Annotated in this window: 17 protein-coding genes, 1 pseudogene and 1 riboswitch; of the genes and pseudogenes, 6 read left to right on the forward strand and 12 right to left on the reverse strand. The window is 41.4% G+C overall.

All coding sequences use genetic code 11. The features are described 5' to 3' along the window. A partial coding sequence (locus BACCELL_RS00340) for a hypothetical protein (protein WP_007209471.1) occupies positions 1-766 on the forward strand: 766 nt, incomplete at its 5' end. A gap of 20 nt (positions 767-786) precedes the next feature. On the opposite strand, the gene BACCELL_RS00345 is transcribed toward BACCELL_RS00340, so the two are convergent. Continuing rightward, positions 787-1,098, reverse strand: a complete 312-nt coding sequence (locus BACCELL_RS00345) for a type II toxin-antitoxin system RelE/ParE family toxin (protein ID WP_007209472.1) — start codon at positions 1,096-1,098, stop codon at positions 787-789. Further along, positions 1,083-1,271, reverse strand: coding sequence for a hypothetical protein (locus BACCELL_RS00350; protein WP_007209473.1), 189 nt, complete (start codon positions 1,269-1,271; stop codon positions 1,083-1,085). The genes BACCELL_RS00345 and BACCELL_RS00350 overlap by 16 nt, the downstream gene beginning before the upstream one ends. A 127-nt stretch (positions 1,272-1,398) precedes the next feature. On the opposite strand from BACCELL_RS00350, the gene BACCELL_RS00355 reads away from it, so the two are divergent. Next, entirely contained in the window at positions 1,399-2,307 is a 909-nt protein-coding gene (locus BACCELL_RS00355; RefSeq protein WP_007209474.1) for a DMT family transporter, read from the forward strand. A 1-nt stretch (position 2,308) separates the two neighbouring features. Here the strand turns inward: BACCELL_RS00355 and BACCELL_RS00360 are convergent, their stop codons facing one another. From BACCELL_RS00360 to BACCELL_RS00370, 3 genes are read right to left on the reverse strand one after another with little or no spacing between them, the layout of a single operon-like run. Next, positions 2,309-2,965 (reverse strand): thiamine diphosphokinase, encoded by a 657-nt coding sequence (locus BACCELL_RS00360; protein WP_044153143.1) that lies wholly within the window; start codon positions 2,963-2,965, stop codon positions 2,309-2,311. Between the two features lie 22 nt (positions 2,966-2,987). Continuing rightward, complete coding sequence (pnuC, locus tag BACCELL_RS00365; protein WP_007209476.1) at positions 2,988-3,590, reverse strand: nicotinamide riboside transporter PnuC; 603 nt, start codon at positions 3,588-3,590, stop codon at positions 2,988-2,990. Positions 3,591-3,593: 3 nt separating this feature from the next. Next, positions 3,594-5,888, reverse strand: a complete 2,295-nt coding sequence (locus BACCELL_RS00370) for a TonB-dependent receptor (RefSeq protein WP_007209477.1) — start codon at positions 5,886-5,888, stop codon at positions 3,594-3,596. 34 nt (positions 5,889-5,922) lie between these two features. After that, positions 5,923-6,019, reverse strand: a riboswitch (TPP riboswitch). Between the two features lie 142 nt (positions 6,020-6,161). Between BACCELL_RS00370 and BACCELL_RS00375 the strand changes: the two genes are divergently transcribed. Then, a complete protein-coding gene (locus BACCELL_RS00375) occupies positions 6,162-7,034 on the forward strand; it encodes a mechanosensitive ion channel family protein (RefSeq protein WP_007209478.1) in 873 nt (290 codons plus the stop codon). A 104-nt stretch (positions 7,035-7,138) separates the two neighbouring features. Here the strand turns inward: BACCELL_RS00375 and BACCELL_RS00380 are convergent, their stop codons facing one another. Continuing rightward, positions 7,139-7,387 carry a hypothetical protein gene (locus BACCELL_RS00380; RefSeq protein WP_007209479.1) on the reverse strand — a complete coding sequence of 83 codons (249 nt, stop codon included), beginning with the start codon at positions 7,385-7,387 and terminating at the stop codon, positions 7,139-7,141. Positions 7,388-7,558: 171 nt separating this feature from the next. Between BACCELL_RS00380 and BACCELL_RS00385 the strand changes: the two genes are divergently transcribed. After that, positions 7,559-8,851, forward strand: coding sequence for a neutral/alkaline non-lysosomal ceramidase N-terminal domain-containing protein (locus BACCELL_RS00385; protein WP_007209480.1), 1,293 nt, complete (start codon positions 7,559-7,561; stop codon positions 8,849-8,851). 110 nt (positions 8,852-8,961) lie between these two features. Here BACCELL_RS00385 and BACCELL_RS00390 read toward each other — a convergent pair whose 3' ends face one another. The 4 genes from BACCELL_RS00390 to BACCELL_RS00405 all read right to left on the reverse strand — a co-directional run bounded on the left by BACCELL_RS00390 (position 8,962) and on the right by BACCELL_RS00405 (position 15,418). Further along, positions 8,962-11,589 carry a carboxypeptidase regulatory-like domain-containing protein gene (locus BACCELL_RS00390; RefSeq protein ID WP_007209481.1) on the reverse strand — a complete coding sequence of 876 codons (2,628 nt, stop codon included), beginning with the start codon at positions 11,587-11,589 and terminating at the stop codon, positions 8,962-8,964. A gap of 201 nt (positions 11,590-11,790) precedes the next feature. Next, positions 11,791-12,762, reverse strand: a complete 972-nt coding sequence (locus tag BACCELL_RS00395) for a FecR family protein (protein WP_007209482.1) — start codon at positions 12,760-12,762, stop codon at positions 11,791-11,793. A 318-nt stretch (positions 12,763-13,080) separates the two neighbouring features. Continuing rightward, on the reverse strand, positions 13,081-13,632 hold the full coding sequence (locus BACCELL_RS00400) for an RNA polymerase sigma-70 factor (RefSeq protein WP_007209484.1): 552 nt from the start codon (positions 13,630-13,632) through the stop codon (positions 13,081-13,083). Positions 13,633-13,780: 148 nt separating this feature from the next. Next, positions 13,781-15,418 (reverse strand): rhamnogalacturonan acetylesterase, encoded by a 1,638-nt coding sequence (locus BACCELL_RS00405; RefSeq protein ID WP_007209485.1) that lies wholly within the window; start codon positions 15,416-15,418, stop codon positions 13,781-13,783. Positions 15,419-15,585: 167 nt separating this feature from the next. On the opposite strand from BACCELL_RS00405, the gene BACCELL_RS00410 reads away from it, so the two are divergent. After that, entirely contained in the window at positions 15,586-15,936 is a 351-nt protein-coding gene (locus BACCELL_RS00410) for a DUF1622 domain-containing protein (RefSeq protein ID WP_007209486.1), read from the forward strand. 262 nt (positions 15,937-16,198) lie between these two features. Here the strand turns inward: BACCELL_RS00410 and BACCELL_RS00415 are convergent. After that, positions 16,199-16,507 (reverse strand): annotated as a pseudogene (locus BACCELL_RS00415) (hypothetical protein); the annotation flags it as partial. A gap of 199 nt (positions 16,508-16,706) precedes the next feature. Continuing rightward, positions 16,707-16,955 (reverse strand): cyclic nucleotide-binding domain-containing protein, encoded by a 249-nt coding sequence (locus BACCELL_RS25840; protein ID WP_007209489.1) that lies wholly within the window; start codon positions 16,953-16,955, stop codon positions 16,707-16,709. 201 nt (positions 16,956-17,156) lie between these two features. On the opposite strand from BACCELL_RS25840, the gene BACCELL_RS00425 reads away from it, so the two are divergent. Next, positions 17,157-20,384 (forward strand): glycoside hydrolase family 2 protein, encoded by a 3,228-nt coding sequence (locus BACCELL_RS00425; RefSeq protein ID WP_007209490.1) that lies wholly within the window; start codon positions 17,157-17,159, stop codon positions 20,382-20,384. Positions 20,385-20,606: the final 222 nt, after the last annotated feature.

Raw genomic sequence — 20,606 nt, forward strand, 5'->3', positions numbered from 1 at the left:
GGCATTTATTCAATTTCTGGTTCGCATTAACCATAAACAAGATAAAAACATGTTTGTATCGTCAATGTCGTCCGAAGAGTTATGTGCTGAAGCAATGAAAGATTTTTCAATATTGCAGACCAAAATCGATTTATTTATGGATCGTTGCGGAAAGCGTTACAGGCAAGAACACTTTATTGGAAGATTTATTAAAAGAATAGTAGTCACAACAAAGCGGAACAATTCTTGGACTATTGCCTTTCTTGCTCTCAATGAAGGTTTTACATTTCTTATTTACGCTCCGATAACCGGTCAGGAAACTTGTGGATATATTGCATTATCGAGCAATAGAAATCCTCTTGTTCTGGAGTATACTCCACATTTTATGCAGAGATACAGAGAACGTTACCTCAGGTATTATAATCTGGAAACTGGTAATTATAATGCATTTGAGTATTTTAGCTTGAAAAATAATAATACTCTTTATGTCAGGCAACCTGATAATTCATACTATTTTATATCAGAGCAAGGTGTCATGATTGGCAGACTGGTGTCAGAACGCATGATAAGTCACAAAACCTATATCGGAGATGATAACCTGTCTCTCCGTAAAAGGATTATTCTTGATGAAGAATATAAAAATCTTTGTGCTGCAAACGCACTTCTCCGTTTGCCTGATAATTTGAATTTAGAGACAGTGCGTAATGTTGCCAGTCGATACAACTTGGGTGATGAGTTCACACAAAGATGGTATGCATGGCATGCGATGGAATTTGTTCAATCATAATCCGTTACTTTTTTTACATCTCATTCCTTTTTAGGGATTACCTTCAGTTCCCCCATTTTTAGTCGGTTGTCCCATAATACAACAACTTCTATCTTCTTGAGGCTATGTCGATAGAAAAGTGTATATCCCGGGTGAGGAATGATGTAGCGTATATTTTCTACTTCTGTTGTTTGTCCGATGAACGGATTCATGCTGATGCGGTGTAATATGTTCTGTAATTGTACATAGAGCACTTCACTAACCTCATTATTCCCATTCTTCAATTTTAGTATCTGGAATGTTTCCTTCAACTGTTTCTTGGCGACGAGTGACCATATTACTTGCTTAGCCATTCTGCTACCTCCTTGTTTATTGTTAAGTTATTTTGTCCTTCGCGGTTATCCAATTGGCGGCAGGCAGTTTCAATCTCCCGGCGCAGTTGATGAGAGAATGTGAGCACTTGTTCTTTGCTCTTAGGTTCATCTTGGGTTTCGCTACGCAGTGTGTCTTTTTCTTTACTTTTCATAGGGCTATCCTTTTTTGTTTTTCATAGAACATCCTAAAGATACGAATAGTTTTGGAATATCCATGCACGTTGAACAATTTTCTTTTCCCTGCGTTCTCTGCCTTGAAACCAAAATTGCGATATCCGAATGAAAGATAAGAAACTGGAAGCCAATTTAAGTTTGGTAGGCTCGCGTATATTGGCGGGATTGAATATGAATGCCCTGAAATTCCTGCTGCCCGTGTGGATGGGTGCATTGACGGGTGTCACGGTGCGTTGTACTTTTGCTGCTATAGCGTTCTGGGTGACAGGCTGGTTTGTGAAAGAAGCACCTATCACACGGCGGCAGCGTATCGGGTTACTTTGTCTGGGAGCATTCGGTATGTATGGTTTTATGTTCTGCTATTTGCTGGGTATCAGTAAGACGACACCCGTCAGTAGTGCCATATTCAATTCCCTGCAACCTATCTGGGTATTTCTTATCTCCGTTCTCTTTCTGCACGAGCGGGCTACACTGATGAAAATTATCGGTATTTCCCTCGGTTTCGGTGGTGCATTGCTGTGTATATTGACTCAAGGCAGCGATGACTTGGCACATGATGCCTTTACAGGTAATATGTTGTGCCTGCTCAGTTCGGTGTTCTTTGCCATTTATCTGATTCTGAGTAAGAAATTGCTGGAAGAGATCGGCTTGGTGACCGTAATGAAATATGTGTTTGGGGGCGCGGCGCTGTCCGGTCTGGTGATATCTACTATCCTGGGCTGGGACGCGCCGTTGTTCACCGACGCAGCACATGGAACCTGGCATTGGATGCCGTGGGTGGTTCTGGCATTCATCCTTATTTTCCCTACTTATCTTAGTTATTGGTTGATGCCCATCGGATTGAAATATCTGAAGACGACCGTGGTGGCCATGTATGGCTATCTGATACTGATTGTGACGACCGTCGTTTCTTATATCGTGGGACAAGACCGCTTTACCTGGGAACAGGGGGTGGCTATCGGGATGATATGTCTGAGTGTGTATTTTGTGGAGGTAGCTGAGAGGAGAAAATGAACTAATAGTTTATCACTACCAAGTATTCCCCTTTTGCGTGAATGGTGAATTTAGTTTCCGTGCTTTCGTTCAGTGTACCTTGCCACCAGTTGGTGAAGTCACTGAGAGGGTATACCAAGCCTTCGCCTCGCAGGTTGTGGGCACCAAAGTTTATGATTGAAATCTGTTGACCTGGCTGGCTGGGAAAAGAACAGGTATCATGGCAGGGAATGAAAATACCATAATCGGTCAGCATGCGGACATGAGCTCCGGTACGCATATAATCAATGAGCAGGCTGATATTTCCTAAAGTATGGTCTTCCCGTTTGCCTGTGGCTCCTACGATAGCGATGTTTTTTTTGCCTTGTGATAAAAGGAAGTTTACGGCTTTGGTCTGGTCGTTGGTTTCCTGGTCGGAGACACAATGAAGAATATGGCTATATTTCCGGCGGTTTTCTTCACTCAGGGAATCTCCGTCACCGATAATAACATCAGGTACATTGCCGCGATCTATATAAGCATCTGCACCGCCATCACAACAAATGATATAAGGAGCGTTTGCCAGTATTTGCAAAGGTATAGGATGGGTTGGATAATCACCATTGGCTAAAATTACTGCTTCCGGTTCACCACAGAGAACACAGAGTTCCACTGAATTCTTATTATTATTTTCTTTCATCATTGTTTCTTTTATCACCTTATCACTCTACCACTCTTTCCATCATCCTCTTCCATTTGAAGTAGCCAAAGATAGCGATTATTGTATAAAGAGCATACAGTCCTGCCGTGAAATTGAGGTCTTTGTAAACATAGAGTCCTGCACTGACAATGTCTACCACAATCCATGCCCACCATTGTTCTACATATTTACGTGCCAGCATCCACATGCCTACAATACTGAGGGCAGTGGTGAAAGAATCAAGCCAGGGTACATTACTATTGGTGAAACGAATGAGTATCCAGGCAATGCCGACAAAAGTAACGGCGAATACAATGCCGAGGGGCAGGTAATATTTCATTGGCATACGGGTAATGGGAAGTTCCTGCTGTCCTTCTTTGATATGCAGATGCAGTTTTCGTCTTACAAAACTGCCGTATTTCCACATCATCCAACCGTAGACGGCTGCCCCCAGATAATAGATATTTATTCCGAAGTCAGCATACAGTCCGGCATCGTAATAGACGAAAATGTAGATAGCAGGCATGATGATGCCCGCTATCCAAAGGTAGATACTCGCCCGGTATTCTAACCAGAGGTAGACAAGCCCGACGATGGTTCCGATAATTTCGAGAGTTTGTTCCATGCTTTAAAAACTCAATGTGATATGTGCCAGCGCATTGATACCTGCATTAGGATAGTAGGCTGCGTAATTGGAAGTATAGAGCAGTTTACTGTCTTTGTCCTTTATCTGATTCTTTCCATGACCTTCGTATACGGCACTTCCCGATGCATAACCATTGCTTTCGTATGTTTCGTCAAACAGGTTATAAATCGTCACGCCTACATTAACAGATTTCAATCCTTTCAGTTTGAAAGTATATCCGAGATTCAGGTTGCTCACACAATAAGCATCCAGTGTACAGTCCTCTTGATGAGCATTGTTTAAATATTGCTTGCTGACATATTGCGTTTGCAAAGATGCATTAAAACCTTTATAATCCAAAGAAATGAGGCTATTTGCCATAAAGTCCGGTGAAAAGGAGATGGGAGTAGTGCCAATATATCGGGTTGTCTGAGAGATACCCCAGCTTTCACTATACATATCTTTCCAGTCCTCATTCACATCACTTAGATATTCTGTATAATTCTTGATGCGGTTACGGCTCCATGTTGCGTTTATATCCCAACGCAGCCAGTTTGTGATGCGTGCACCTGCCATCAGCTCAAGACCCATACGATAACTGTCCTTCACGTTCTCTGCTACGGCTTCGCCAATTTCATTCAATTGCCCGTTCAGTACCAATTGATTCTTGTAATCCATGTAGTACAGATTGACGCCTGCATTGAACCAACCTTTACGGAACGTATATCCCACTTCGTAATCGAACATCCGCTCTGATTTGGGCTGTGCGGCAAATAAGTTATCAGTATAGTTATTGCGTGTCGGTTCCTTATTTGCCACACTGAAAGAGGCATAAAGATTATTATTGTTGTTTATCTTCCAGAATATGCCGGCTTTAGGATTGAAGAAGCTGAAATCTTCGTCAATATTCAGCGGTTGCAGATGTGCCGGATCAGCAGTCCAGTCCCATTTGTCATTATTGCCGTTTATCTTATAGCGCAGATAACGATATTGCATATCGGCATAGAAGTTAACTCCATCCAGTATTTCATAATTTATCTTAGCGTAGATGTTGCCATCCGTTTTCCGTCCGATATTACGATAATATTCATGGTCAGGATTCAGTTCACCCAGATAATTCTTTACCCATACCACCTTACCGTTATGGGTGTTTTTGTAATAATTCAGGCCACCGCCGATGGATGCATCCAATTTGTCCCCTTTATAATCGAAAGAGAATACTCCACCACCGAAACGGCTGTCTACCAGTTTACGGCGTACAAGGTCTGATTTCTCTATAGTAGTACCGTTTGTTTCAAAGGGTACCAAGCCATATTCTACCAGCGTACGCTTATTCTTATATTCCTCATAATAACCGTAGCCGTCTGTATAGTGTAGCGCTATGTTCAATTTCCACGAAGGAGACAATATCTGATTTAATAATAATTGATAATGCGTCTGGCGATAATAATCTATCTGGTTATCATAAAATCCGATTACATTTCCATTATCATCTTCTATGGCGCCATTGGGATTATATTTGCGGTCGTTTTCCAGTGTTTCCTTATCCAGGCCATCCCAAGCATGATAGGTCTCTTCTTTTCCTCCGAAGGTGATGAATTTAATAGTGGTCTTGTCTCCATAATATCCGCCTTGTACAAAGTAAGACTTCAAGTCAGCACTGGCGCGGTCACGGTAGCCGTCACTGTGGATATTAGATAAACGTGCATCGAATCCCCAGCGTCCATTAATGAGCCCCGTACCTACTTTTACGGTTTCTTTATGTGTATTGAATGAGCCGTAAGAGCCGGAAAACTCCGCATACGGTGTGGGCGAAATTCCTTGTGTTTTCATATTGATACTGGCACCGAACGCTCCGGCACCATTAGTGGAAGTTCCTGCGCCCCGTTGAATCTGCAAGTCCTGAAGCGAAGAGGCAAGATCGGGAGTATTAACCCAAAAGATAGAATGACTTTCCGCATCGTTCATGGGTATACCATTAGTGGTTACGTTGATGCGTGTAGCATCTGTTCCGCGTACCCGGATACTCGTGTAACCGATACCTGCACCTGCATCGCTCGTTGTCAGTACTGACGGAGTAAATGACAACAGATAGGGAATATCTTGCCCGAAATTCTGCTTCTTGAGTTGTTCTTTACTGACATTGGTAAACGCCACAGGTGTGGTTCCCGTGGCACGGGTAGAGATAATTTCTACTTCCTGCAGGCTTATCACCCGCAAGCTGTCTTTCTCATGCGTCTGCGCACAGACACCCAGCGTTGCCATTAACAGGCAGGCCGCCATTGCATGTTTTCTCATTACAATTTTAACTATTAAAGATGAATACAGAAAAAGGGAGCTTTTCTTCTTTTCCCTCCGCCGGCACTACCCGGATCAGGTTAATGGGTATGATCTCAGCCCGTCATATTAGGGCACCCCTTAGTTGAAATCGGGGGCAAAATTAAGTGTTTTCGCTGAAACACGCAAATCGAGTGAACGATAACCGGAAATATTTGTTAATTTTGTAGGCCGGTGGGTATTTTTTAATCCTGCTGGTAAAGTGTAATTATTAACTTCAAACGAACAAATATTATGTTATTATTATTGCAAGCGGCAGCTCCTGCTGCCGAAACTGTTGTAGAAGATGGTTTTAGTAAATTGCAGGTCTTTCTCCAACAACTGATAGACTGGGGAGTAAATGCAGGTGGTCATATCATCAGCGCTGTGCTGATTTTCATAGTAGGACGTTTCCTGATATCTTTCCTTAATAAAATGGTGGCCCGGTTGTTGGCTAAGCGGCATGTGGATGCCAGTATCCAGAGTTTTGTAAAGAGTTTGGTGAACATCTTGCTGACTATCTTATTGATTATTGCCGTTATCGGTAAATTAGGAGTAGAAACAACTTCATTTGCTGCCTTGCTGGCATCCGCCGGTGTGGCTATCGGTATGGCATTGTCCGGTAACTTGCAGAACTTTGCAGGTGGTCTGATTGTATTGCTGCTCCGTCCTTATAAAGTAGGTGACTTGATTGAAAGCCAAGGCATCACGGGTACGGTTCGTGAGATCCAGATTTTCCATACGATTCTGACTACCGGTGATAATAAGATTATTTATATCCCGAATGGTGCGTTGAGCAGTGGTACTGTGACTAATTACAGTCGTGAAGCTACCCGTCGTGTAGAATGGATAATCGGTGTGGAGTATGGCGAAAATTTTGATAAGGTGGAAGAAACTACCCGTCGTATCATTGCCGAAGATAAGCGGATTCTTAGTGATCCGGCTCCTTTTGTAGCCCTTCATGCACTGGATGCCAGTAGCGTGAATGTGATTATCCGTGCCTGGGTGAAGAGTGAGGACTATTGGGGAGTTTATTTCGATATGAACAAGACCATCTACTCTGTATTCAATAAGGAGGGTATCGGTTTCCCTTTCCCACAACTGACGGTACATCAGGCAAAGGATTGATAGTGGTCTGGAATTGATAACCATAAATGAATAAAGGGCATGACAAATTGTTGTTATGCCCTTTATTCATTATAGTTAATACTCGTGATAGTTTTTATTGTAAATCACATTTCATATACTCCGAGTTCTTCCTCTATGGCTTCACATTCATCTTTCTCTATATGCAGTAAGCGATTGATTTCCCTTCGCTTTTCGAGGTCAGTGAAATAACTTTCTACTACGGTATACAGGTCGAATCCTTTGGTGGAACCTGCTGCCATGTCTAATGACTCTACCATTTTCTCTACTTCCCTGTGAATGCGTTCCTTGTTGATGAAATGCAACTCATTACTATGAATCAGATACTTTTCCATGATCGTTGGTATTTAAAGTTCTATTAATATAACGTCTGTTATGAACGGTTAGTTCATACAAAAAATAATAATTCCTCTCTAAGTTAATAGAGAATTAATAGCTTTATTAATACTCCTCGTGTATTATTGCCGAATAATAGCGTAAAAGTAAATTTAAAAAGTAATAATACCATGAAAAAAGTAATTAGTATGAATCTGATAAATGTAATTCAAATGAAAACACAAAGCTTTTGGTTGACAGCACTATTAGTGCTGTTAGGTGTTTTTTCTACAGTGAATACCAACGCTGCAGAAAAGTTAATGGCTGGTACCGGCAAAGTGAATATAACCCCGCCTAATCCCCGCTATCCGGTTCACGATTCACTCTATGCACGAACTCTTATTCTTGAAGCGGGAGCTTCGCGTATTGCTTTTGTCTCTCTGGATTTGGTTATGTACAGTAATGTTCCGTTAGCCGAGAAACTAAAAAAGCAATTTGGTTTGCAGGAAGTCTATTTCTGTCCCCAGCATACACATTCCGGTGAGGCAGGGCCCAAGGAATGGCTCGATGCTCAGATAACCAAAGCTTTGAAACAGGCTTCTTCTTCTATGTTCGAGGCTCGTATTTCAGCCGGTTATCGTAGTTTTCCTCAATTAAGTTTCAACCGGTTGCTTCTTCGTGAAGACGGTCGCGCCCGCGAATCATGGGTAGGAGATGACCACTACAGGGCGGTGAATCCGGAGCGTATTCCTCATGGGCCTGTTGATAATTCTGTAGGTGTTATTAAACTGGAGGACACGAAAGGCAATCCGAAAGTAATTCTAATGAATTATGCCTGCCATCCGGATGTGGCCTGGAATAACTTTGAAATCTCTGCCGACTATGTGGGTTATGCCACTAAATATACGGAAGAAGCTTTTAACAATCAGGTATATTGCCTCTTTGTACAAGGCGGTGCAGGAAACCAGGCACCTTTATTTAAGGATGGCGGACGTACCGGGCCGGATGACCCTCGCCCGTCCAATTATGATTTGATAGACCGTATGGGTAAATTGCTTTCTATTGAAGCCGTTAAACTGGCCAAAGAAATATATCCGAACCCGTATGATGTACCCAATATCAAGGTGAAGACTGACTCTCTGCATTTTATCGGCAGACATGACAAGAACCTGAAGTATAATGTGCATTTCTCCGTAATATCCATTAATAACCGTATTGCCATTGCCACTGTTCCCGGTGAACCTTTCATCAAGTTCCAGATTGATTGGAAACGGGAAATGCAACCCAATCATGTTATTCCTTTCTTCTTCGGATATACCTGGAACAACGGAAGATGGCCGATGTATCTGCCTGATATTCGATCGGCAGCTTATGGTGGCTTCGGAGCAGATGAAGGATCGTGGCTTATTGAAGTCGGAGCAGGTGAAAAGATTTTCAACAAGCTGATAGAGAATTATTATCGGATGATGGGAGTATTCCGTTGAGGATGCTCTGAGTAAATAGAAAGAAGAAGATGTATCGGGAAATTTCCAAATACATCTTCTTTGCTTTTATTGGGATAACAGTGCAAACAATGATTGTTCTCTTTTATGTACTAAAAGTAAATTTTATAACTGATATTCGGTATCAATCCCGATCCGTCTTTTTTCTCTATCTTATGAGTTTTTTCGTTGTACTGGTAAAAGTGCATTCCTGTGCGCATACCTACATTTAGCATTTTAATAGAAAACTCATGAGATATTTTCTTTTTATTAATTCTATAACTGAAAGAGATGTCACCGTTGATGGAGGGATCAAACTTCTTGCTGTAAGCTCTGGTTTCATCAAATTTAATATCATGTTCTATCATACTTTTACCTTCATCTACAGGGGTATATCGGTCACCACCTTGGAAAAAGATACGCCCGTTGAGACTTAGTACATTTTGTTTATTACGTCCTACCATCCATTCTTTTCCGGCAAGTATGTTCAGGAGATAGTTTTTGTCCAACCGTGTATTACGCCAGATGTTATCTCCGGCTTTGTATTTTGATTTAAAAAGAGAAGCCGTTATCATATAGTAAAAACCATTTTTCATGTATTGCTCTAATGTAATGTCTATACCGTAGTTCACTCCGGAGCCTCTATTCTTTAATATCCTGTCCAGATAGAAACTCTGATGGTTGATGATGGAAAAGGAAGAATTCTCTTCAACAGGTATTCGGAATAGATATTGATAATAGGGTTCCACTTTTAAGTGCATGTACGAGTTGATGTTCCACTCGTATGTAAGCCCGAAGTGATGAGCCTTTGAAAAATCCAGGTATCTGTTGGATTCGGTTTTTCCGTTGGCTTCCTGTTCCACAAAGTAGTAGTCAAGCTTTTCCCTGCGACTGTGCAGACCGTATGCCAGTGCCAAGGCGTGTTTTGGATTAAAGCTCCATTTAAGGGCTGCTCTGGGTTCTACGGTCCAGTTCTTATTCAGGGTGAAGTACTGTGCGGTGATGCCCAGACTGGTAGTAAGATGGTTACTTAGGTTGATGACAGAACTGCTGTATGCCGAGAGCACACAACTTCCTCCATTCCCTTTTGAAATCTGTTCCATAGGTACATCTAAACCGAAATTAGGACTGATTTTGTAATCCAAGTCATATTGGAGCCCTGTAACTGTGATACCTGTCCGGATGATATGGTTGGAATTGAATTTCTTGTTCAGATAGGAATTAAAGACTATATCCCATTTGGAATTCCGGATATCTCCTACATGGACCAGTTTGTCATCTTCTGTTATCTGATCAGCTCTCGTGCGATCTTTCGAGTAAGTGGCGGCTAATGAAGAACGGATATACGTATCTGCATTGATGAGATACTTGTGTGTAAGTCCTCCTGCCGCTTTGTCAAAAGCTGTATTTCCGGACTGCCGGTCACCTTGTGTTTCCCATTCATCACGGTCGATGGCTTCCGGCTTATAACGGTCAATCAGCCCGATTCCCCAGATAGAGAAAGTTCCGGCCTTCCGGGTAGGAAAATTTAATTTGAATGATAAGTCCTGATATTTCAGATTCATATCATTTCCTGTAGCCAAGGAAGTGGTGGAGAAGCGGTAATTGAAGATATAGGAACTTCCATGCTTCCTGCTTATCGGGCCTTCCGATGCTAGGTCAATACCCAGAATACCTAACTGAAATGTATGTTCATACTTCTGATTGTTGCCATTTCGTATTTGCATGTCGAAGATACCTGATAGCGCATTGCTGTATTCGGAAGGGAACGCACCGTTGTAGAAATCGGAGTTACCGATCACCTGTGTACTCAGGGCCGAAAGAAAGCCCCCACCCAGTCCGGTAAGGTCGGCGAAGTGAGTCGGATTGGGGATTTCTACCCCTTCCAACCTCCATTGGGTAAACTGGGGTGAATTTCCTCTGATAGCTACAGCGTTGGTTCCCACATCTCCTGCCACACCTGCAAATGCGGAACTCAGACGTGCCGGATCATCAAAACCATTGGCAAACCTGCCTGCTTCTTCCATGCTGATCATGCGTCCGCCGGTAATGGCCATTGCATTCAGAGGTTTATCTTTCTTTATCTCCGGTTGTATGACGACTTCCGCCAACGAGTGAATGTTTTCATCCAGAGTGATTTCCATATAAACTTCCTTGGAAGAGGTTACAGGTATCTCATTGAAAATATTGGCATTATATCCTACATAGGAGGTTTGTATATTGCATCGTCCCACAGGAACATTGTCTATCCGAAATCTCCCCAGACTGTCTGTTGTGCTGCCCAAAGAGCCGACATTCATAATTCTTACAGTAGCAAACTCTATGGGTGCATTGGTTTTGGAATCCAGTACAATTCCTCTGACTGTTTGGGTAGGTTTCTCTGTTTTTTCCTTGGTGGATTTCTGTAGTTCGTTGCCGGATGGAGTGATAATGATATGGTAGCCTGTTATTTTGTACGAATAGCGGGTGTCTTTCAAAATTTGCGCTAACGCCTTGTCAATGCTTTGGGATTCTAAAGACAGGGATATTTTTCTCTTTACATCTACGGCCGATAATTCATAGGCTATGCTATATCCGGTTTGTAGTTCTATCTCGGTAAAAGCTTCTTTCAGTGATATGTTTTTATTCTGTATAGTGATTGGCTTTCTGTCATTCTGTGCTGTGGCATTCAATGAGAGAAAGGCAAAAAATAAAAAAAGGAGTATCTTGTCTGTTTCTTTATTAATGGTTATTCGATTCATTGTTGTATGTTTTTATAAGATAAGCTGCATTTCGGCATAACTTTTTCATGCAAGCATGAAAGTTCTGCACTCAATTTGCATTATCTTTGTATAGTTAATACTTTGTTTTACTTTACGGTTTGATGGAGCATTAGCATTTCAGAACCGGGTTGAGGGTCTCAAGCTGCAATCCGGTTCCTTTTCTTCATAGGCAGTTTCTTTTTATTGTTTTTTGATTAGTTCTACTTTGTCTCTCTGTATCTGATAACTGAAGCCGATCATCTCACTCAATACAGGCAGAACTTCTTCCAGATTTTCATTTTTCAGGAACCGGACGGTATATCGTTTGGAGGCGGGAACGTTCATTGTATGATTGATAGTTACATTATAACGTCTCTCTAATGTTTGCAGGATTTCGGTGAAAGGCGCATCGGTAAATATCAGTTTTCCCGTGATCCAGCCATCTGCATCGGTTGGAGAAACTTCGGTAATGTTGACGGCGGATGTTTTTTTATCGTACGTCAACTGTTCATTAGGTTTCAGTATCTGCGAGCCTTGAACGGGAGGGGTGACTTCAACTTTGCCACTTGTCAGGGTAGTGGTCACCAGTTCATCATCAGTGTATGCCTTTACATTGAATCGGGTTCCTAATACTTTGACTGAAAGTTGGGACGTTTCTACAATAAACGGTTTCGCTACATCTTTCCGAACAGAAAAATAGGCTTCACCGTCAAGGTACACAAGGCGCTGTGTTTTCGAGAACTTTTCCGGGTATTTGATCGCTGTTCCTGCATTCAGCCATATTTCGGAGCTATCAGGCAATAGGAAGTGTTTTTTATCACCGTATGCAACAGATATCTCAACCCATTTATCCTTCGTGGAAATATAGTACAGATAACTTCCTGCAATAATCAGTAGCGGAATCAAGGCTGCCGCGATGCTCATTCGTTTTTGATAGAAAGGTCGGGGCACTATTTTCTTATAACCGATCTTTTGGTTTACTCTGTCTAATGCAAGTTTAGTGTCCGGGTCTGTTTTTGCCTCCAATTGATCCCAATATTCCAATGAAGCTTTTTCTTTTTCTTCAGTGTCTCTATCTTTAATGATCCATTTCTGAACCTTCTCTTCCGTTTCGGGAGAGAAGCGGCCGGATAAATATGTTCCGATGATTCTAACAATATTATTTTTCTCCATTCTGTTGCATTTACTATATATACAGTCAACGGATGAAAAACTCAGTAAGTAAATGAATCTTTTTCCTATTTTTTCTTTTTAGAAATAGGGGGCTACCTGAATAAACGAGAAAAAGAACAGAACTATCTGCCTCGTACCTGGCTTGTATCTTCTTCGTACCCTCCTCGTACCAACTTCGCTATTTTGTTCCTCGTATAGGAGCGAAGGAAATGCGAACCGGGTATAAAGAGGAAGAACTTTTGACCAAAAGGTAATATTGTATGTTGTTTGTCTCTTTTCTGTTATGAATTTATTCACCACAGATTCATTACCATACCATTATGCCAGTAATAAGAAGAAGTATGAAATAGTTTTCCGTATCTCTTTCAGAGCGAGGCTTAACTGACTTTCCACATTTCTCTTGGTAGTATTCAGTCGTACGGTTATCTCTTCATTGCTTAGGCCCTCGTTGCGACTTAGCATGTATATCTTTCTCCGTTGTTCCGGCATTTTTTCTACCGTGTCGTCTATTAGTAATCCGAGTTCTTTGGCTATCAGATCTTCTTCCGAAGTAGAACTACATTCCTGCTGCTGGACACTACTCAGATAAGTATCCTCTACATATTTATGCTTCAGAAAGTTGATGGCAGAATTTCTGGCAATTGTATGCAGGTAAGAATCAAATGATCTGGAGATATCGACAGAGTGGCGGTTCATCCAGAGGTTTACAAATAAATCCTCTGTCAGTTCTTCAGCATCCGGACTCGATTTGATGTAGTCTTGGATAAAGGCTTTTGTTTTACCGTAATAAGTGATAAAAACCTCCTCGAAGGCCTCATGACTATCTTGTCGTAAAGCCTCCAAGGTTTTTATATCAATCTTATTGCTCATTTATGGTCCGGTTTTGTTTTTTGACGGGAGCAAAAGAAGTGATTATTTGTTTGATGAAGCTATTCTTTTGGATTAATTAACCTTGTCTATTTTATTTTCTATTCTTAGTTTTTATTTCCGACACTTCTGCAATGTTTCCGTATCGCTTTTATTTCAGATACTTCTTCAGCGGGCAGTCCGTAACTTTTAACCCTTCGGCTATACTTTGGGCATTCATTCGCGCACCCTTCAAAGATGTATGTGTATGATCTGTATTATAGAAAACAGCTGATTTCTTGGGCCCCATCTTTTGGAGTTTATCTGCGGATATTTTATTCAGATCAATAAAGCAGGCTCCGGTTGCTTCTGCCGCTTCACGTGTCCATTTACCGTAACTTTCGCTATTGCGTTCTATTTGTCCGTTTTTCCACTTATTGCGGGGCGTGTGACTCAATACAATCGGGATTGCTCCTTTTTCTTGTGCATCCCTGATGAACTTGCGGAGATACCAGCCAAAAGTATAGACTACCTGGTATTTTCCGGTCTTTTCCATCAGAAAGACTTTGCTTTCATCTCCCGAACCGTGTAATTCACCACGGGCTTTTCCGATATTGATATCTCCTCCGTCATTATGTCCGAACTGGATGAGTACGAAATCTCCCGGTTTAAGTGCATCATACACTTTGTCCCAGCGTCCTTCGTCTAAGAAAGTGCGGGCACTGCGTCCGGCCATGGCACAATTTTCTACAGATACCTTCTTTGAATTAAATATCTCAGTTATTACACTTCCCCATCCCCACATACCGTCTTTATCATCATCTTTATTCTTTACCGTACTGTCACCGATAGTGAATACCACCGGGCATCCTTCTTTCCGGCTGGAACCGGTAATTGTATCCTGCTCAACCGGTTTCAAATAGTTGGCCAGTTCTAACCTTTCATAGTTTCGGATACCTTCAGTTGCAGATTCTGCGTTCACTTTTGCCCCGAAGGCACTGGTGTGGATGCGGTCTAAGTAGAACATATATTTCACTTTTTCCTTGCCGAATTTCTCAAATTTGGATGCGGTGATATCATTCAGGTCTATAAAAGGTACTTCTTGTTCTTCGGCTATTTGTTTGGCCCACAGGCCGAAAGTTTGGTTGACGCGTGTGATAATTGTACTGTCTTTATCTTCCCAAGCATTGCGGGGAGTCAGTGAGAACAGGATAGGGTGGGCACCTTTCGCCTTTACATCCTGCACGAAGCGACGCATATATTCTCCATAGGAATATACAGTTTCCTTCACTCCGGTTTCCTGGATGGTTACATTCAGGCTATCTTTACCGATTCCCGGTATGGAAGCGCGTGCGCGCCCGCTGTCATAAGGGCCATTGTCATTATGTCCCAGTTCGATGATCACCCAATCGCCAGCTTGGACCCCTTTTATAACATCTGGCCAGAAACGGTTGTAGAACGTACGGCTACTTGTTCCTCCTAATGCATGGTTTTCTACGGTAATCTGGTCTGAATCGAAATAATCACCGGCATAATATCCCCAGCCCCATTGACCGTTGTTCCCATTTCCCAAGGTTCCGGTACGCATGGTAGAGTTACCCACCAAAAACAGAATGGGATTATTTCCTTTCCGGCTTGAACCGGCTACAGGTCTTGCTGTACGGGCCTTATTCAAACTGTCCAGTGTATTGTCAATCACCTGGTTGACATCCTTCATCGGTGCAGATACCTTATTCTGAGCCTGTGCTGAGAAAACAAATGCGAATGTCATTCCTAAAATCAGATAGCTGTAAAATGTGTGTTTATTCATCTTTCTATAACCTTAATTCTTTGTTGGTGCAAAAATAGGTGAAATTTGAGTCTCTGCGAATGGAATATCATTCAGAATTGCTGTCTTTTTGTGCAATTGAGTGGGATTTCCTTAAAATTCAAACATTAAAGCTTTTTACGATGTTATATTAATAAACTTCAATCTACATGCTTACTACGTTCTTAAATGCATTAGCCACTATAATCAGTGTGACAAGTCTTCTCATCGTCACTTATGGGGCATTAATTGGGATAATTTCTTTTCTGGTCAATGAGTTTAAAAGATTCACGGGCAAGTACTCAACTACCAATATCCGGAAGCTACGGGCTACTTTCGGAACTTATTTGCTACTTGGACTTGAATTTCTTATCGCATCAGATATCTTAAAAACCGTACTGGAACCAACTTTGAATGAACTGGCAATTTTAGGTGGTATAGTTGTTCTGAGAACTATCTTATCCGTCTTTCTAAACAGAGAAATCAAAGATTTGGAGGCTGAAGGTGAAAAAGAGCAATGATTCTTGGGAAGTAAAAAGCATTATTAGATCTCTTCTTTAACATATTATTTGAATTATGTTAATCGTTAACATAATGAATCTAAATAGTTAACAACCTCCTTTATTCTATTAAACCATGTTATAAATACCCCTGTCTGGACCTGAAAATTTGGAGATATCCTCAAAGTCCGTATCTTTGCAATGTGTTTTTCATAGTATTAGATTTAAGGTTAACAAAAGATTGGCTGTCTGGGATAGATAGCCTTTTTTTATGTTGATATGTTTACTTTATCCTGTCTCTATACAATTTTCCATCGTAATCCTTATATTTAATGTTGCTGTAGATGCAGACCAACATATTGCTATATTCCAAAATCGTGGTATTGGATTCTTGAGATAAATTTGTAGCTAAGATGCCACTACCTGGTATTCCCGGATTACAGATAATCGTATCTTTCCTTATTGAATTCATTATTAGCTCAACGCAAGTATATTCTTTAATATCTTCTTCTTTGAGTCTGTTTATGATATATTGGTTGATGTGCATTTTGTCATCTTCAGTCATAAAACCATACCATAACAAGCACTTTATGAAACTGGGCTATTTCTTTTAAAGAAAGTTTTTCTTGCAAATCGGGACATCGTTTCATTAATGACTGGTAACGTTGTTCGGGACTATCGCAATAGAAACCTAATAAGCGTTGGTATATCTCGGCAAACATGGTTTAAGCTAAGAAGATAAACTTCACATTCGGTAGTAGCCTGTATATTGACCGTAGAAGTTGCCTGTTTTATAAAAAAGGATAGTCGCAGACGAAATCGTTGACGAAGCTATAACCAACAATCCATTCATTGGCGTCTGCATCTATATGTGATAAGCGGAACATGCCGGACATGATAAAACCTATCTGATTTGTTTTTTCATTTTGCTGTACCAGATATTCATTCTTCTTGAATTTAGTAAGTACCCCTTCTTCCAGAAATAATCTTTCGAGCCTGGAAATATTGGGGTGACTGTCTTTTATATTAAATTTGTCCATAGCTATTGTATTAGTACATATGACAAAGGTACAAAGATTGCAGAAAAAATCATCTATTAATCGAAAAGTGCTGAAATATGGAGGATTAATATGTTTTTAATTCAATATTAATTCTGTTTCGGCTTACTTTTTAATGCTGCCCCGTTTACTTTGCAAACAGGAAAACAAATATGTCTAATACCTAATTAATAGTATTCTTAAATGAAACGAAATGCAATTTTATTAAGCTTGCTGACGGCTTTGTTCTTGCTACCGGGAAAGACAGTGGGGCAAACCACATCGAGCGATGGTAAATTGGTGTATAATTTCCCGTTTGCACCAAGTGAGGGTCTTGTAAATAGGACAGAAAAGGAGTATAGGAAAGAAGTTTGCCTGAATGGTTACTGGGACTTCCAACCTGTGGCTTTGCCGGGTAGTTACGTGCAAGGTAAGGGGATAGCACCGGAACTGCCGTTACCTAAAGAAGGGGCTTGGAGCAAAACCCGCATAAAAATACCTTCTCCCTGGAATATTAATTCTTTTGCCAACCGAGATGTGGAAGGTCCCGATCATCGCAATTACCCGTCTTATCCGAAAGAATGGGAGCAAGTGAAAATGGCATGGATGAAGAAAACTATAACGATTCCTGCTGACTGGGATGGTCAACAGATAAAACTTTATTTTGAGGCTGTATCCGGATATACTGAAATCTATATTAATAAGGAGAAGGTGGGAGAGAATTTTGATATTTTCCTTCCGTTCAGTGTAGATATTACGGATAAAGTGAATGCAGGTGAGACAGCTGAAGTATGGGTGGGAGTTCGCAGCCAGTCTTTGTTTGAAAACAATTCTACGATTGGTCGCCGCATTGTTCCTGCAGGTTCTATGTGGGGATATCATATTGCCGGTATCTGGCAGGATGTATATTTGCTGGCATTGCCCAAAGTGCATGTGGAAGATGTATATGTGAAACCGTTGGTTTCAAAGAATATGCTTGAACTGGAAGTGACTGTGCAGAATAATACGGAAAAGAAAGTTGACTTACAGATTCAAGGTAAAATCAATGAGTGGGTGAATCTGGCAGGAACAGATATAAACTCGGCTCCTGTACCAGCATGGGAACTTGGTCAGGAAGCTTTGAAAGTAGCTCCTGTAAAGGTGGCTATTCCCGCTAATGCTTCGAGCAAAGTTGTATTGCAGGTTCCGGTATCCGGTGAGTTGAATTACTGGACTCCTGAACAGCCGAATCTTTATGCCGTATTGCTTTCATTGCAGGCTAAGAAAGAAACCCTTGATATGAAATATGAGCGTTTCGGATGGCGTGAATGGACATTGCAAGGTACTACACAATATTTGAACGGTAAGCCTTATCAGTTAAGAGGTGATTCCTGGCACTTTATGGGTATTCCGCAAATGACGCGTAGATATGCGTGGGCATGGTTCACTGCTATTAAGGGAATGAATGCCAATGCAGTCCGTCCTCATGCACAGATATATCCTCGTTTCTATATGGATGTAGCTGATGAAATGGGTATCTGTGTATTGAATGAAACTGCTAACTGGGCGAGTGATGGGGGGCCGAAACTGGATTCTGAGCTCTTCTGGGAAGCATCAAAAGAACATTTGAAACGCTTTGTACTCAGAGACCGTAATCATGCCTCTGTCTTTGGTTGGAGTATCAGTAATGAAAATAAACCGGTGATTTTGCATGTTTACAACAGACCGGAATTGATGCCTCAGCAGAAGAAAGCTTGGGAAGATTGGAGAGACATCGTTCGTGCAAACGACCCGACCCGCCCGTGGATTTCTGCCGACGGAGAAGATGATGGAGATGGTATATTGCCGGTTACAGTTGGTCACTATGGTGATATGAATTCAATGAAACACTGGGTTGAAATTGGTAAGCCTTGGGGAATTGGCGAACATAGTATGGCTTATTACGGTACTCCCGAGCAGGTTGCCAAGTATAATGGTGAAAGAGCTTACGAATCGCAGTTGGGACGTATGGAAGGATTAGCTAATGAATGTTATCATCTGCTTGCTAACCAACGTAATATGGGTGCTTCTTATAGCACGGTTTTCAATATGGCATGGTATTCCTTGAAACCACTGCCGTTGGGTAAAAAGGATATGACTACACAACCGGATATAAGTAAGGACGGTATCTTCTTTACAGAATATAAAGAAGGTGTTCCGGGTGTGCAACCGGAACGTGTAGGCCCCTATTGCACTACATTCAATCCTGGATATGATCCAAGTCTGCCTTTGTATGATCCGTGGCCTATGTATGATGCTATGCGTGCAGCCAATGCACCGGGGCATCCTAGTTGGTCTGCTTATGCCAATATTGACATGAAACAATATGAAGCGCCGGCCGCTACTCCGGCAGAGAAATATAAAGAAGTCGTTTTCATTGGAGGAGATGACAGTAAGCTGAAGAATATTCTGGATGCGAAAGGTGTGAAATTTGCGACTAAAGTAACTGTTCCTGCACGGATGCTTTATATTGTGGATGGTACTTATACTTTGTCTGCTGCTGAAAAGAAGAGTATGTTGGCTAATATAGCTAAAGGTGCTGATGTTTGGATTTGGGGATTGACACCTCAGACTGTGAATGTGTACAATAAGATTCTGCCTCTTCCGGTGGCTCTGGATAACCTTAAACGTTCTTCTTTCCTGCCAGTTCAGAAATCATGGATACGTGGCTTGAACAATTCAGATTTCTATTTCTGTGAACTTCAAAGAGCTGATGCTTCAGAGTACTCGCTGACAGGCGCTTTAGTGGAAGAAGGAGAGGTATTGCTGAATGCTTGTAAAACTGATTGGAGAGCTTGGAATAAACGTCCGGAGGAACTTAAAACAGCCAGTACGGTACGGAGTGAGTACGAATGTACAGCAGCTACTCCTGTATTTGTGAAATATCGGAAAGATGCTTCCTGCTTCTATATCAGTACTTTGAAAGAGTTTACAAACTCAGAAAAAGGTTATAATACGTTAGGGGTAATTCTGAAGAATGCCGGTATTGACTGTAATGAGATTGAAGTGAAATCAAATGAAGTTTTCTTCTTGCGTGATAATCAGCTGATATTCCCGGTTGCTACAAAGGACAAGTTAGTGAAAAAGGCAGATGGATGGGCTTTGGATATTTATGTGTTCAGTCCGCGTCCTTTAGATGATTTGCTGATTGAACCGAATATGCCGAAACTTACGTTAGTGGTGAAAGCTAAAGAATGTCAGCTTGCCATTAATGATAAAGCATACGCTGCTGCTTCACAAAACAGACACGAGGCTACTTATAAAGAACTGCCCTTGTTGCAAGGTTGGAATAAAATAAGTATAAAAATAGGGGAAAGAGATCGGAATGAATTCAGCGGTGACTTCAGATGTGATAATAGGAATGAATTCCTTTCTTCTCTGAAAGTAATGTTTGTCAATCCCGAAGCAAAATGAAAAATAGGTTTGTCCCCACTCTAAGGTGATTGTGCCGTACTTGATTCGTACTTGATTCATACCTGCTCCGTACCAAGTCCGTACTATCTCCATGTAGAGGTACTTTTGAGTGGAGATAGTACGGAGCAAGTACGGTTTTGATACGGCCCGGGTCTATTATTTAAGGTGAACCGGAAAAAAGGTAAATGGATTAAGGGAAAAAGCAAAGTTTTTGAATAGGTG

The organism is Bacteroides cellulosilyticus DSM 14838, from assembly GCF_000158035.1.
In the GTDB taxonomy this organism is placed as follows: Bacteria; Bacteroidota; Bacteroidia; order Bacteroidales; family Bacteroidaceae; genus Bacteroides; species Bacteroides cellulosilyticus.

Excerpts from the sequence above, each read along its gene's own strand:
- BACCELL_RS00345 (WP_007209472.1), bottom strand. The coding sequence starts at position 1,098 with ATGGCTAAGCAAGTAATATGGTCACTCGTCGCCAAGAAACAGTTGAAG.
- BACCELL_RS00350 (WP_007209473.1), bottom strand. The coding sequence starts at position 1,271 with ATGAAAAGTAAAGAAAAAGACACACTGCGTAGCGAAACCCAAGATGAA.
- BACCELL_RS00355 (WP_007209474.1), top strand. The coding sequence starts at position 1,399 with ATGAAAGATAAGAAACTGGAAGCCAATTTAAGTTTGGTAGGCTCGCGT.
- BACCELL_RS00360 (WP_044153143.1), bottom strand. The coding sequence starts at position 2,965 with ATGAAAGAAAATAATAATAAGAATTCAGTGGAACTCTGTGTTCTCTGT.
- pnuC (WP_007209476.1), bottom strand. The coding sequence starts at position 3,590 with ATGGAACAAACTCTCGAAATTATCGGAACCATCGTCGGGCTTGTCTAC.
- BACCELL_RS00370 (WP_007209477.1), bottom strand. The coding sequence starts at position 5,888 with ATGAGAAAACATGCAATGGCGGCCTGCCTGTTAATGGCAACGCTGGGT.
- BACCELL_RS00375 (WP_007209478.1), top strand. The coding sequence starts at position 6,162 with ATGTTATTATTATTGCAAGCGGCAGCTCCTGCTGCCGAAACTGTTGTA.
- BACCELL_RS00380 (WP_007209479.1), bottom strand. The coding sequence starts at position 7,387 with ATGGAAAAGTATCTGATTCATAGTAATGAGTTGCATTTCATCAACAAG.
- BACCELL_RS00385 (WP_007209480.1), top strand. The coding sequence starts at position 7,559 with ATGAAAAAAGTAATTAGTATGAATCTGATAAATGTAATTCAAATGAAA.
- BACCELL_RS00390 (WP_007209481.1), bottom strand. The coding sequence starts at position 11,589 with ATGAATCGAATAACCATTAATAAAGAAACAGACAAGATACTCCTTTTT.
- BACCELL_RS00395 (WP_007209482.1), bottom strand. The coding sequence starts at position 12,762 with ATGGAGAAAAATAATATTGTTAGAATCATCGGAACATATTTATCCGGC.
- BACCELL_RS00400 (WP_007209484.1), bottom strand. The coding sequence starts at position 13,632 with ATGAGCAATAAGATTGATATAAAAACCTTGGAGGCTTTACGACAAGAT.
- BACCELL_RS00405 (WP_007209485.1), bottom strand. The coding sequence starts at position 15,418 with ATGAATAAACACACATTTTACAGCTATCTGATTTTAGGAATGACATTC.
- BACCELL_RS00410 (WP_007209486.1), top strand. The coding sequence starts at position 15,586 with ATGCTTACTACGTTCTTAAATGCATTAGCCACTATAATCAGTGTGACA.
- BACCELL_RS25840 (WP_007209489.1), bottom strand. The coding sequence starts at position 16,955 with ATGGACAAATTTAATATAAAAGACAGTCACCCCAATATTTCCAGGCTC.
- BACCELL_RS00425 (WP_007209490.1), top strand. The coding sequence starts at position 17,157 with ATGAAACGAAATGCAATTTTATTAAGCTTGCTGACGGCTTTGTTCTTG.